Origin of the sequence: Primorskyibacter flagellatus (assembly GCF_014638275.1) — a bacterium.
Lineage (GTDB): Bacteria > Pseudomonadota > Alphaproteobacteria > Rhodobacterales > Rhodobacteraceae > Pseudooceanicola > Pseudooceanicola flagellatus_A.
In genome coordinates this window covers 1,991,674-2,003,864 of the sequence record NZ_BMFJ01000001.1, presented here as the reverse complement: position 1 = coordinate 2,003,864, position 12,191 = coordinate 1,991,674, and the positions used below count along the sequence as shown (strand labels likewise).

Below are 12,191 nucleotides of genomic sequence, written 5' to 3'. Positions count from 1 at the left end.
GGGTGACGGGTCAAGTCCCCTCAGCCCACGATCAGCGCCCCGCATTGCGACAACGCCAGCCGCGCCAGATCCCGCGCCCGTCCGGCATCCGCCGGGTCGGTGTTGAAGTCCGCCCGCTGCAACAGCATGGCCTGCGCGACCTTCGCCTCCACCCGCCAGGCCAGCACGCGCGGACCCTGGTCGGGGGTGCGCACGGCATCGACGAGGTCGATCATCGCGCGCCGGTGGCGCGTGATCTCGGTCGCGTCATGTCCGATCAGCCAGCGGTGTTCCATCTCGGCCGAATAGCGACCCGCGCAGGTCGCAAACAGCGCCACCGTATCGCCCGGTTCCCCCGGCGCCGCCGTCCCGGTTGCCGGAGCAGCCAGGCCAAGGGCGACGAGGAAAGCGCGCATATGGTCCATGGAAAGAGATTACACCATATATGTTGAATTCCCGAGCGGGCGCCCCACAATTTGCAGGGGCCTGTTGTGCAAAATCCTCGAAGTCCACGGAAGTTCCCTGCACCCGACCTTCGTCAATGCACAGCCCGTGTGCGGGTATCGGCGTTTTCTGCACGGCAGCGACACCGGATATTCACCGTATCAGACACCAAGCACAGGGAGACAACATATGTCCCGCAAACCCAAGATTGCCCTCGTCATCGGCTCCACCCGTGACACCCGTTTCGCCGAAAAGCCCGCCCAGTGGATGCTGGAACAGGCGCAGGCGCGCACCGACATGGACGTGGAACTGGTCGACCTCAAGGATTTCGACCTGCCGCTGTTCAATGAAGCGGCGTCGAACATGTGGATGCCCTCTTCGGATCCCAAGGCCGTGGCCTGGCAGGAGAAGATGGATGAATTCGACGGCTACATCTTCACGGTGGCGGAGTACAACCACTCGATCACCGGGGCGCTGAAGAACGCGCTGGATCAGGCCTACACCCAGTGGGTGCGCAAGCCGATGACCGCAATTGCCTACGGCGGCACCGGCGGTGCCCGTGCGCTGGAGCATCTGCGCGGTATCGCGGTGGAGCTGCAGATGGTGCCGATCCGTCACGCCGTGCACATCGGCGGGGGCGACTTCATGGCCGTGCATCCCATGGGCAAGAACGGCCCGATCTCGGACATCGAGGCGCATATCGCCCCGTCGGCCAAGACGGCGCTGGACGATCTGGTCTGGTGGGCCAATGCCACGATGACCGCGCGCGACGCGGATCAGGCCAAGGCGGCCTGAGCCCGGACGCAGGGCAGGGGGGGGCGCTGCCCCCCTTGCTCCTGCGGAGCAATTCCCCCCGGGATATTTTCGGCAAGATGAAACTAAAAAAGGGCCGCGCGATGCGGCCCTTTTGTCATGTGGCGGGGCGGATCAGGCGGCCGAGGAGGCGGCGCTTTCCGGCAGTTCCTCGTCAAAGCAGCGCTGGTAGAATTCGGCTACCGTTTGGCGTTCAAGCTCATCGCACTTGTTGAGGAAGGTCAGGCGGAAGGCATAGCCGATATTGCGGAAAATCTCCGCGTTCTGGGCCCAGGTGATGACGGTCCTGGGCGACATCACGGTCGACAGGTCGCCGTTCATGAAGGCCGTCCGGGTCAGGTCCGCCAGGCGCACCATCTGGGAAACATGCCTGCGGCCCTTCTCGTTGTTGTAATGCGGCGCCTTGGCGAGGACGATCGCGGTTTCCGCGTCGTGGGAGAGATAGTTCAACGTGGCGACAAGGCTCCACCGGTCCATCTGCGCCTGGTTGATCTGCTGCGTGCCGTGGTAAAGGCCCGTCGTGTCGCCAAGGCCCACGGTGTTGGACGTTGCGAACAGGCGGAAGTACTTGTTCGGGGTGATGACCTCGTTCTGGTCGAGGAGCGTCAGCTTGCCGTCATGTTCCAGCACGCGCTGGATCACGAACATCACGTCCGCCCGGCCCGCGTCATATTCGTCGAAGACGATGGCGGTCGGGTTGCGCAGGGCCCAGGGCAGGATGCCTTCGTGGAATTCGGTGACCTGCTTGCCGTCCTTCAGCTTGATCGCGTCCTTCCCTATCAGGTCGATCCGCGAGATATGGCTGTCGAGGTTCACCCGGACGCAGGGCCAGTTCAGCCGCGCCGCCACCTGTTCGATATGGGTCGACTTGCCCGTGCCGTGGTAGCCCTGCACCATGACGCGGCGATTGTGGGAGAACCCGGCAAGGATGGCGAGCGTCGTGTCCGGGTCGAACTTGTAGGTGCTGTCGATCTCCGGCACCCGGTCGGTGCGGTCGTCGAACCCTTTGACCACCATGTCGGTATCAATGCCGAAGACTTCGCGGACCGAGATTTCCTCGGTCGGTTTAGCGTTGATATCGGTCATTGCCTCGGCCATGGTCGCTCTGTCCTTTCCTCGCACGGGCCTTGCACGCGGCCCGTGGTGCAACATATCGAAGCCGAAAGTGAGGGAAAGGGCAAAAATGGGTTGTCCCGCGTCCAATTCGGGCGGCGTCCCGGATGAAGGAGCACGATGACCACTCGGGAGGAGATCGAGGCGCTGATCGACGCGACCGCCGCCGGCGACCGCGCGGCCTTTGCCGATCTGTACCGTCGGACCTCTGCGAAACTCTTCGGGACCGTGCTGCGTATCTTGAAGTCGGAAGCAGAAACAGAAGAATCCGTGCAGGAAATATACGTCAAGATCTGGCGCAATGCCGACCGGTACAGGGCGGGCGGGTATTCCCCGATGACCTGGCTGATCACCATCGCGCGCAATCATGCGATCGACCGCCTGCGCGCCCGCCGGTTCAGCGGCGGCGATCTTGACGAGGCGGAGGCGCTGCCCGATGCCGCACCGGGACCCGAGGCGCTTGCCATGGCGTCGTCGGACCGGGCACGGATCGTCGACTGTTTCACCCGCCTGCCGCCGGACCGGGCCGAGGCCGTGCGCCGTGCCTATCTGGAAGGCGAAACCTATGCCGAGCTGGCCGCCCGTTTCGAGGTGCCGCTCAACACGATGAGAACCTGGCTGCGCCGCAGCCTGATGAAGCTGAAGGAATGTCTGTCGGAATGATCGACGCGCCCGACACCGGAGACGATGACGACCGCATCCTCGCGGCGGAATACGTCCTTGGGCTGATGCCCGCGGCCGAGCGTCGCGCCTTCGAGGCGCGGCTCGGTGGCGACGCGGCCCTGCGCGCCGAGGTCGCCGCCTGGGCCGAGGATTTCGTGCGCCTGACCGACGACGCACCCGAGGTTGCGCCGCCCGCCGCCCTGTGGCGCGGGATCGAGGCCGCTCTGGACACGCCGGTCACCACCGCGCCGCGTCGTCGCTTCGGCCTGCTTGGCTACGCGATCGGCGGCCTGCTGGCGGCCACACTCGCCTGGGTGGTCATGACGTCCGGCCTGATGTCGCCCGCCGCACCGGAATTCACCGCCCGCATCGCGGCAGAGGACAACAGCCTGATATTCGCCGCCGCCTATGACGCCGACACCGGCACGCTGGACCTGCGCCACCAGACAGGGGGCCATCCGCCGGGCCGGTCGCTTGAATTCTGGCTGATTTCGGAAGGCGCGGCACCGGTGTCGGTCATCGTGTGGCCCGACGGATCGGCGCACGAGGTCATCACCCTGCCCGCCGATCTCGCCGCACGGGTGCCGAATGCCGTCCTGGCGATTTCCGACGAACCCGGCGGCGGCTCCCCGACCGGCCAGCCGACCGGCGCGGTTGTCGCCGTGGGGCAGGTTGAGGCGATCTGAAGCGCGCTATTGCCGCTCCGGCCAGGTATCCGACAGGCGGTAGCCTTCGGGCCAGGGATCCGAGGGGTCCAGCATGTGCTGATGAATGCCAGTCACCCAGCCCCGTCCGCCGATTTCGGGCCGGATCGCGTCAAGGCCGCCGACGTTTGTGGTTCCGAGGATGCGGCCGCTGAATTCCGATCCGATGATCGAGACGCCGGTGAAACTGTCGGCCTCCGTCATCTCTCCGCGTGCGTGCAGCAGCGCCATGCGGGCCGAAACCGCCGTGCCGGTCGGAGAGCGGTCCAGCTTGCCCGGCTGGATTGCCACGACGGACTGGGCGCGCAGGGCCGTTCCGTCACGCTCGACCGCCCCGGCGAAGAGGCAGAAGGAATGATGTTGCCAGTCCGGCCGCTCGGGGTGATCGAAGCGGAAGGCGGCGTTGGCGGCATTGGTGATGCGGATGCCAAGTTCGGCGATCTCCCGCGCGCGGGCACGTTCAAGCCTGACGCCCAGCCTCTCCGGATCCACCACGACAAAGCTGTCCCCGCCGAAGGCCGTGTCCAGGGTGATCCGTCCCAGTCCCGGCACGTCGAGCGGTTCCGCCAGCCGCCCGGCGAAGGAAGGGAGGTTTTCGACGAAAATCCGCTGAGCCTTGCCGTCCCGGCATTCCGCGCGCACGCGGACCAGACCGCCGGGGGCTTCCAGCACCAGTTCCGTGACCGGCTCCTGCATCGGCACGACGCCGGTATCCAGAACGACCGTGGCAACGCAGATGGAGTTCGAACCGGACATCGGCGGCGTGTCCTCCGGCTCCATGATAAGGAAGCCGACATCCGCGCCCGGGGTCTTCGGCGGCACCAGCAGGTTCACATGCCGGAACACCCCGCCGCGCGGTTCGTTCAGCATGAAGCGCCGCAGCCGCTGATCCTCCGCCAGCCAGCGCCGCTGGTCCCAGAGCGTCGCGCCCGGGGGCGGCGAGACCCCGCCCGTGATGACATCCCCGACCTCGCCCTCGGCATGGGCAGAGACGACGTGGATCACCCGCGAACTGCGCATCTACTTGAAGTTCCGGCTGTCCTTGATCTGGTCCCAGGCCCAGACGACCAGCTGCAGCTGTTCCTCCTGGCTCCGGTCGCCGCCGTTCATGTCCGGGTGCAGCACCTTGATGAGCGCCTTGTAGCTCTTGCGGACCTCGGCCTTCGTCCAGTGATCCTTGGCTTCCAGGATTTCGATCGCGCGACGCTCCGTCGAGGGCAGGCGTTTTGTCGTGACACTGTCCGCACCGCGCCCGGGATTGCGCGTGGCATTCGACCCCAGAACCTGATGCGGATCGTCGATGCCGAGCCGCGCCCAGGCCCGCGCTTCCGGGTCCCCAAGCGGCTTGGTGTCACGTTCCCAGACCTTGTCCTTGGACATCTGGGCATTCATCTCGGCTTCGGTCGTGCCGTCGAAGAAGTTCCACTTGAGGTTGTATTCCCGCACATGCTGCTGGCAGAACCAGTAATACTCGTCCAGCACGTCCGGCGCCTTGGGCGCGCGGTACAGCCCCGCCTCCTCGCAGCCCGGATGTTCGCAGACCTTGGTCGAGGTCTCCGACGCGCCCGACATGCCCCGCCGCCCGCGATTGGTCTTCTTCTTTGCGGAAGATATCGACATGTCGAATCCGAAGGGGTCCGTCTTGGCCATGCGTTGTCCTTTCCGAGTCAGGCGATGCAGTTTAGACTGACTTTCCCGAGATTGAAGAGGCGAGGAGATAAAAATGTCGGTAACGGCGGAGATACGCGAGCGACTGGTCAACGACTTTGCCCCCGAGGCGCTTGAAGTCATTGACGAAAGCGAAAGCCACCGGGGTCACGCAGGTTTCCGTGAGGGCGGGGAAAGCCATTTTCGTGTGCGCATGCGCGCCGGTCGTATGGCGGGAATGTCGCGACTTCAGCGTCACCGCGCCGTGCATGCCGCGCTCGGCCCGGATCTGATCGGCAGGATCCACGCGCTCGCGCTGGAGTTGACGGACTGAACGCGCCTATTCGGCGGCGGACGGGGTACGGACCTGCGGCGCGATCTGGTTGAACCTGCGGTCGCCGGAGCTGTGGAATTCCAGCGTATCAGACCCGAAGAAATCGGCGGGACCACGCGCCGGCCGTGGCCGGTCCTCCTCCGCGAAACGGGCGGCGAGTTCGGCGGACTTCGGTGCCGGTTCGGGCTCGTCATCCGCGTCCATCACCACGGGCAGCGGGCCCGCGGCAGGTGCGACCTCCGGCGCGGCCTCAGCCACCGGCGTGTGCGAGGCCGCGACGGGGGCAGACGACCCGACCAGCCGCGCCGCCCGGCGACGCAGCAGGGAGGCAAGCCCGTGATCCTGGCCCGTCACCGGCTCCAGCCCCTCGGCGGCGGGCAGCAGCAGCGGTGCGGGGGTCTCGTCCCCGATGGCGCGCGGGGCAAAGGCGGCGATGTCGCCGCTGCGTGCCCGCCGAAACACCAGCACGTTGCGATAGACCGTCTGCACGTTGGTAAGGCCGGCGCGTTCCTCGGACGGCAGGGTCTCGGCCCGCTGGTATTCCCAGCCCTCGGCGGCCATGCGGTTCATGACGTCCTCGAGGCTCAGCGCGAAACGTCCCTCGGCACCTTTCGCGCCCGGACCGCGCGTTCCGCGCGTCGGCGCGGCAACCACCTTGTATTCGTAACTGCCCATGGCATTCCTGTCTGACGCCTCAGCCGCGCAGGTTTACCCGGCTGCAGCAAGTGTTAACAGGACATTACCGGGTTTTCGGGTCAAAAACGATAGGAAACTTGGCATTTCCCTGGTCTTCGGGCCTCGGGGTTAACCTCCGGGGACCCTCTACCGCACCTTATTTGCGGATCCGCATCGGTGCGCCGACCCAGTCGGGCACGGGCAGCGCCGCGTGCTGCGCCAGAACCTCGTCGAGTTTCGCTTTCACCTCAGCAGGATAGGGCGCGACCTTCGGGCCGGACTGGTCGATGTGCAGGCTGATCCCCTCGCCAGTGGCGGCGACCCAGCCCTCCGAATGGATCAGTTCCTGGCAGAAATGGTAGGCCTTCGGCCCCACGTCGAGCAGCCGGAAAGAGGCCCGCACCGTCGATCCCAGATGCAGTTCCCGGACATAGCGGATCCGGAACTCGGCCGAATAGGTCGTGTGCGTGCCCTTGGAGGTATAGTCCCAGCCCAGCCCGAACATCCGCGCCGCCTCGTCCACTCCCATGTCGAAGAGCACGCCGTAATAGGCCATGTTCAGGTGCCCGTTCTGGTCGATCCAGTCGGGTTGCAGTTCCATGGGCGGGGAGAGGTAGGGTTCGGTCAAGATCTTACTCCAAGGGGCAGCCCCACCCAGTCGGGCAGGGGCCATTTCGCATGTTCGGCGGCCATCGCCTGCAGCGCCAGCTTACGGGCCTCTGTATAGGGTGCAACCCTGCGCGCCTTCATGTCGACATGCAGGTTCACCGTTTCCGCGGTGGCCGAGATCCAGCCGTCCCTGTGGATCAGTTCCTGGCAATAGTGAAACGCCCGCGTCCCCACTTTCACCACGCGGAAGGAACAGCGCACCACGTCGCCCAGATGCAGTTCGCGCAGGTAACGGATGCGGAAATCGGCGGTCATTGTGGTGAACCCGTGGCTCTCGCGATAGTCCGCACCGAAGCCGAGCGCCCGGAACCCGTGATTGCTCCCAGTATCGAACAGCACGCCGTAATAGGCCATGTTGAGATGCCCGTTGAAGTCGATCCACTCCGGCCGGATCTCCATCTCCACGCCAAGGTAGCGGTTTTCGATGACCTCCCCGGTCAGGGATGGCTGCGGGTCGTGGGTCATGGGGCCTCCGGTCTGCGGTTCGGCCGGACCGTAGGTGGGGTGGACGGGGGAGTAAATCGGTTATGCCCGGCGCGGGAACGGAAAATCTCCGCTCACAGCTCAGGAATATGCATCACCCCACCCCCGGCACCCCGCCCCTCAGCACCGCTTCCGCCCGCGCGAAGTCCTCCACATGCTCCTTCAAGGCCCGGGCCCGGCGGCTCAGCATGCGGCCCGTGGGCCAGACGACGAAGACCTCGCGCCGTGGCCCGTGCCAGCCCGGCAGCAGCGGCACCAGCGCGCCCGCGGCGAAGGCCTCGCGCACCTCGGAGGCCGGGACCAGCGCGACGCCGATGCCGTCCCGCGCCAGGGCGAGCGCCATGGCCGTGTCGTCCACCGCCACCCGCGCGGCGAGGTCGAGCCGGACGGGGACGCCTCCGTCGTCATGCTCCAGCACCCAGGCGGAGAGCGGGGCGCGGGCGATGATCCGGTGGTCGCGCAGATTCTCGGGCGTCGTGACCGCACGGCCCGCCAGATAGGCCGGCGAGGCCACCACTACCGTTCGGATCCAGCCGACGCGCTGCTGGTGAAAGCCGGAGTCCTCCTGCGGGCCGATGCGCAGGGCGATGTCGATGCGCTCCTGCTCAAGGTCGATGCGGGTGTTGGAGAGGCGCAGGTCGAGCGTGATCTCGGGGTGGCGCGCGACGAAGGAGGACCACATCGGCGCCAGCAGTCGCACCGACACCGAAGAGGGCGCGGCGACCTTCAATGGCCCGCGCAGATCGTGGGTGCCGGAGTGCAGCCCGGCGAGCGCGGTTTCCATCGCCGCGATCTGGGGCGCGAGCGTGTCGTAGTAGGACGCCCCCTCCGCCGTCAGGTCGAAGCGCCGGGCCGAACGGTGGATCAGCTTGCAGCCAAGCCGCGCCTCCAGCCCCGCCAGCCGCCGCGTGACCGTCGCCGGAGGGATGCCAAGCCGCCGCCCCGCCGCCGCCAGCCCCCCGGCGCGCACGATCTGGACGAAGAGCGAGACATCATCAAGCATGGTTCCAAATCCGGAAATAAAGCTTCCGATCTGTGCCATTTATTCCGGATTTGGGCAATCCTACCTTCCGGCCATCGCAACCCGAAAGGAACAGACATGACCCATATCGTCAGCGCCGTCATCGAAGTGGCCGAAGGCTGGGACCTCACCACCGTCATCCCCGCCCTGGCCGAGCTCGCCACGGCCACCGAAGCCGAACCCGGCTGCCTCATGTTCGGGGTGCGCCAGTTCGCCACCACCCCGACCCGCTTTGCCCTGTGGGAGATCTGGACGGACGAGCAGGCCCTGAAGGATCACTTCACATATGCGCATACCCGCCATGTCATCGACCAGGGCATGACGCGCGTGGTAACGGTGGACGTCCTGAAAGACCTCACCCCCTCGGAGGAATGACCCATGTTGCAACGTGCAATCTTCGCCGTCCTGATGTCGGCGGTGCTCGCCTTCCTGATGACCGCCTGGGTGACCTGGCTTGCACTGGGCTGGACACCGGATTTCGTGGCCCGCTGGATGATCGCCTTCCGCTCCGCCTGGCCGGCGGCGGCGTTGATCTCTTTCGTGACGGCACCGTGGATCCTGCGGGTCAGCCACGCGCTCGCGGCACGCATCGCGCCGGTCGCGCGGTAGGTCGGGGCCATCCGCCGGCGTGACCTGAACGCCGGTCGCCACCCCGCGGGCCGTCATCCTCCGGCTTGACCGGAGGATCTCTGCGGCACGGGGTTCTCCGGTCAAGCCGGAGGATGACGCATCGCAAGAACAGCATCCGTAGGCCGGGCTTTCAGCCCGGCTTCACCGGCGCAACCACGCACGCCGACCCGCAGAATCCCCGGTCAGAGCCCCAGCTTAGACGTCACCAGCTGGTTGACCGCCGCCGGATTGGCCTTGCCACCCGTCGCCTTCATGACTTGTCCGACAAACCACCCGGCCAGCTTCGGGTTGGCCTTGGCCTTTTCCACCTGTGCGGGGTTGGCCGCGATCACCTCGTCCACCGCCGCCTCGATCGCGCCGGTATCGGTGACCTGCTTCATGCCTTCGGTCTCGACGATCTCCTCCGGGTCGCGGTCCGACGTATACGCGATCTCGAACACGTCCTTTGCGATCTTGCCGGAAATGTCGCCCTTCTTGATCAGCGCCACGATCTGACCCAGCCGTGCGGGGGAGATCGGGCTGTCCCCGATCTCCCGGTCGTCCTTCTTGAGCCGACCGAAAAGTTCGTTGATGACCCAGTTCGCCGCGCCCTTGCCGTCGTCGCAGACCGCAACGACCTGTTCGAAGAAATCCGCGTTCTCCACATCCGCAGTCAGGACGGAGGCGTCGTAGTCCGACAGGCCGAGTTCCCCGACGAACCGCGCCTTCTTGGCATCCGGCAGTTCCGGGAGGGAGGCCGCGATATCGTCCACCCAACCCTGCTCGATCTCGAGCGGGAGGAGATCCGGGTCGGGGAAGTAGCGGTAATCATGCGCCTCTTCCTTGGACCGCATCGAGCGGGTCTCGTTCCGGTCGGGATCGTAGAGCCGCGTTTCCTGCACGACCTCTCCGCCCGCCTCGACAATGGCGATCTGGCGGCGCGCCTCGTAGTCGATGGCGGCCTGGATGAACCGCATGGAGTTCATGTTCTTGATTTCGCACCGTGTCCCGAGATGCGAGAAATCCTGCGTTTCCTGATACTTCTCGTACTGCCCCGGACGGCAGACCGAAACGTTGACGTCCGCCCGCAGGTTGCCGTTCTGCATGTTGCCGTCGCAGGTGCCGAGATAGCGCAGGATCTGGCGCAGCTTGGTGACATAGGCCGCCGCCTCCTCCGGCCCGCGGATATCGGGGCGCGAGACGATTTCCATCAGCGCGACACCGGTGCGGTTGAGGTCGACGAAGGACATCGCCGGATCCATGTCGTGGATCGACTTGCCCGCGTCCTGTTCCAGGTGGATGCGTTCGATCCGCACCAGCCGCGCGACGCCGGCGCCCATCTCGACGAGCACTTCGCCCTCGCCGACAATGGGATGATAAAGCTGAGAGATCTGATAGCCCTGCGGCAGATCGGGATAGAAGTAGTTCTTCCGGTCGAAGGCCGAGGTCAGGTTGATCGCCGCCTTCAGCCCCAGTCCGGTTCGCACCGCCTGAGCGATACAGAATTCGTTGATCACCGGCAGCATCCCCGGCATGGCCGCGTCGACGAAGGCGACGTTGGCGTTCGGCTCCGCCCCGAAGCGGGTGGAGGCGCCCGAAAACAGCTTGGCGTTGGACGACACCTGTGCGTGGATTTCCATCCCGATCACAAGTTCCCAGTCGTGCTTGGCCCCGGCGATGACCTTGGGCTTGGGCGTCTCGTATGTCAGGTCCAGCATGACCCACCTCTCGCTAAGCTACGACAGGCGTTCTAGGCGAGCGGGGGCAGGGGGGCAAGGGCGCGCGGTGCGATCAGCCGGCGGCGCGGACCTCGGTGCCTGCGGCGCGCACACGGGCGGTCAGCGCGGTTTCCACCGCCGCCTTCGCCTGCGCCGTCGCCGCCTGGATCCGACCCAGGCTCAGCGGGCCGGGGTGGGAGGCGCCGGGCAGCGCGTCGGCCCGCGCCCAGACCTGCGGATGCAGTTCGGTCAGGTGCCGCTCTGCCAGGTCGGGCAGGGCGTCGTGGATCAGCGCGCGGGTCCGCATCGCACTGTCGGACAGGTCGTCAGGTGCGGTGTCGGGGGCCATGCCCTCGGCATAGGCGCACATCAGGTTGGCCAGATGCGGATCGGGCCGTTTTGCAAGGATCGCATGCATGCCGGCGATGAACCGGCCTGGCTCAAGATATTCCGCCGCCGCCGGGTCCAGCCGCAGCGCGTCGAACCACATCCAGGTATAGGCCCCGTCGCCCCAGTGGTCGCGCAGGTCCGCCGACAGGCAGCGCGAGGCGAGGTCGAGCTGGTCGAGCGTCCCGAACCAGCGCGGCAGAAGGTGGACGCCGTAGGCGCGCAGCCGTCCCGGATTGGCCGGGTCGGAGGAGATGGAGGCCGCGTGCAGCGCCTCCACCTTGGCGTGTCCGGCGGGATCGGCGGCCAGCAGGTCGCAGCGGATTGCGGCGATCTCCGCGCTGTCGGGCGCGCGGGTCTCGGCCGCGGCGATCAGGTCGGCGGCGGCGGCGAACCGGGTGATGAAGGCCTCGGACGGGCGGTCGGGCAGTGCAAACGGATCGACCTGACCCTCGTAGGCCCAGGCACAGTCGATCTGCGCCCGTGCCACCACCAGCGCCACGCCCCAGTGGTCGGCATGATCGCCCGCGATGTCCTCAAGCGCGAGGATGCCGGAGGGCACGCCCTCCGCGCCGTCCGCGATCTCTCCGCGCGCGTGGCGCACCGCATCCGACCGCGCCCCGTCCGCGAGCAGCGCCGCCATGGACACGCCGGACAGCGTGGCCGCGCGATTGCGGTCGGTTTCTGCGATCAGCCGGGCCAGCGTGTCCCACCGATCCTGCCGGGCGAGGTACTGCCCCTTGGAGAAATAGACGTTCCGCCCCCGGTCCTGCCGGGTCTCCTGCTGCACCGGCACCTGCGTCGGCGTCCCCCGGGGTGCGGCGGCAGCGGTCGCGGCCGGGACGGCGTCGGGTCGGTTCGTCTTGCGGGCGGGGCGGGTGAAGCCAAGCATTTCGGTCTCCGGTTCTGTTATGCTGAACCTGCCGCTCCAT

General features: G+C 66.6%; 16 protein-coding genes. 6 read left to right on the top strand and 10 right to left on the bottom strand.

The window, feature by feature from the left end; all coding sequences use genetic code 11:
• Positions 1-20: 20 nt before the first annotated feature.
• The gene (locus IEV87_RS09955) at positions 21-404 is read right to left on the bottom strand and encodes a hypothetical protein (RefSeq protein ID WP_188477539.1); all 384 of its coding nucleotides are present in this window, start codon (positions 402-404) and stop codon (positions 21-23) included.
• A gap of 208 nt (positions 405-612) precedes the next feature.
• Between IEV87_RS09955 and IEV87_RS09950 the strand changes: the two genes are divergently transcribed.
• Positions 613-1,218 carry an NADPH-dependent FMN reductase gene (locus tag IEV87_RS09950; protein WP_188477538.1) on the top strand — a complete coding sequence of 202 codons (606 nt, stop codon included), beginning with the start codon at positions 613-615 and terminating at the stop codon, positions 1,216-1,218.
• 132 nt (positions 1,219-1,350) lie between these two features.
• Here the strand turns inward: IEV87_RS09950 and cobS are convergent, their stop codons facing one another.
• On the bottom strand, positions 1,351-2,334 hold the full coding sequence (gene cobS / locus IEV87_RS09945; protein ID WP_188477537.1) for a cobaltochelatase subunit CobS: 984 nt from the start codon (positions 2,332-2,334) through the stop codon (positions 1,351-1,353).
• A 135-nt stretch (positions 2,335-2,469) separates the two neighbouring features.
• On the opposite strand from cobS, the gene IEV87_RS09940 reads away from it, so the two are divergent.
• Entirely contained in the window at positions 2,470-3,012 is a 543-nt protein-coding gene (locus IEV87_RS09940; RefSeq protein WP_188477536.1) for a sigma-70 family RNA polymerase sigma factor, read from the top strand.
• Positions 3,009-3,698 carry an anti-sigma factor gene (locus IEV87_RS09935; RefSeq protein WP_188477535.1) on the top strand — a complete coding sequence of 230 codons (690 nt, stop codon included), beginning with the start codon at positions 3,009-3,011 and terminating at the stop codon, positions 3,696-3,698. Before IEV87_RS09940 ends, IEV87_RS09935 begins: the two co-directional genes overlap by 4 nt.
• Before the next feature lie 6 nt (positions 3,699-3,704).
• Here the strand turns inward: IEV87_RS09935 and IEV87_RS09930 are convergent, their stop codons facing one another.
• Together IEV87_RS09930 and IEV87_RS09925 are read right to left on the bottom strand one after the other, a co-directional pair.
• Positions 3,705-4,736: a trans-3-hydroxy-L-proline dehydratase gene (locus IEV87_RS09930; RefSeq protein ID WP_188477534.1), complete on the bottom strand. Its 1,032-nt coding sequence runs from the start codon at positions 4,734-4,736 to the stop codon at positions 3,705-3,707.
• Positions 4,737-5,366, bottom strand: a complete 630-nt coding sequence (locus IEV87_RS09925; RefSeq protein ID WP_188477533.1) for a J domain-containing protein — start codon at positions 5,364-5,366, stop codon at positions 4,737-4,739.
• Between the two features lie 73 nt (positions 5,367-5,439).
• Here IEV87_RS09925 and IEV87_RS09920 point away from each other — a divergent pair, with 73 nt between their 5' ends.
• Complete coding sequence (locus tag IEV87_RS09920) at positions 5,440-5,697, top strand: BolA family protein (RefSeq protein ID WP_188477532.1); 258 nt, start codon at positions 5,440-5,442, stop codon at positions 5,695-5,697.
• Positions 5,698-5,703: 6 nt separating this feature from the next.
• Here the strand turns inward: IEV87_RS09920 and IEV87_RS23035 are convergent, their stop codons facing one another.
• The 4 genes from IEV87_RS23035 to IEV87_RS09900 all read right to left on the bottom strand — a co-directional run bounded on the left by IEV87_RS23035 (position 5,704) and on the right by IEV87_RS09900 (position 8,527).
• Positions 5,704-6,372, bottom strand: a complete 669-nt coding sequence (locus IEV87_RS23035) for a DUF4177 domain-containing protein (RefSeq protein ID WP_188477531.1) — start codon at positions 6,370-6,372, stop codon at positions 5,704-5,706.
• A 157-nt stretch (positions 6,373-6,529) separates the two neighbouring features.
• A complete protein-coding gene (locus tag IEV87_RS09910) occupies positions 6,530-7,000 on the bottom strand; it encodes a thioesterase family protein (RefSeq protein WP_229737514.1) in 471 nt (156 codons plus the stop codon).
• Positions 6,997-7,506, bottom strand: coding sequence for an acyl-CoA thioesterase (locus IEV87_RS09905; RefSeq protein ID WP_229737513.1), 510 nt, complete (start codon positions 7,504-7,506; stop codon positions 6,997-6,999). The genes IEV87_RS09910 and IEV87_RS09905 overlap by 4 nt, the downstream gene beginning before the upstream one ends.
• A 112-nt stretch (positions 7,507-7,618) precedes the next feature.
• On the bottom strand, positions 7,619-8,527 hold the full coding sequence (locus tag IEV87_RS09900; protein WP_188477529.1) for a LysR family transcriptional regulator: 909 nt from the start codon (positions 8,525-8,527) through the stop codon (positions 7,619-7,621).
• 96 nt (positions 8,528-8,623) lie between these two features.
• Between IEV87_RS09900 and IEV87_RS09895 the strand changes: the two genes are divergently transcribed.
• Positions 8,624-8,920: a putative quinol monooxygenase gene (locus tag IEV87_RS09895; RefSeq protein ID WP_188477528.1), complete on the top strand. Its 297-nt coding sequence runs from the start codon at positions 8,624-8,626 to the stop codon at positions 8,918-8,920.
• Between the two features lie 3 nt (positions 8,921-8,923).
• Entirely contained in the window at positions 8,924-9,154 is a 231-nt protein-coding gene (locus tag IEV87_RS09890; protein WP_188477527.1) for a DUF2798 domain-containing protein, read from the top strand.
• Between the two features lie 203 nt (positions 9,155-9,357).
• Here the strand turns inward: IEV87_RS09890 and gatB are convergent, their stop codons facing one another.
• Both gatB and IEV87_RS09880 read right to left on the bottom strand, forming a co-directional pair.
• Positions 9,358-10,872 (bottom strand): Asp-tRNA(Asn)/Glu-tRNA(Gln) amidotransferase subunit GatB, encoded by a 1,515-nt coding sequence (gene gatB / locus IEV87_RS09885; protein WP_188477526.1) that lies wholly within the window; start codon positions 10,870-10,872, stop codon positions 9,358-9,360.
• A 73-nt stretch (positions 10,873-10,945) separates the two neighbouring features.
• Positions 10,946-12,151 (bottom strand): hypothetical protein, encoded by a 1,206-nt coding sequence (locus IEV87_RS09880; RefSeq protein ID WP_188477525.1) that lies wholly within the window; start codon positions 12,149-12,151, stop codon positions 10,946-10,948.
• Between the last annotated feature and the right edge of the window lie 40 nt (positions 12,152-12,191).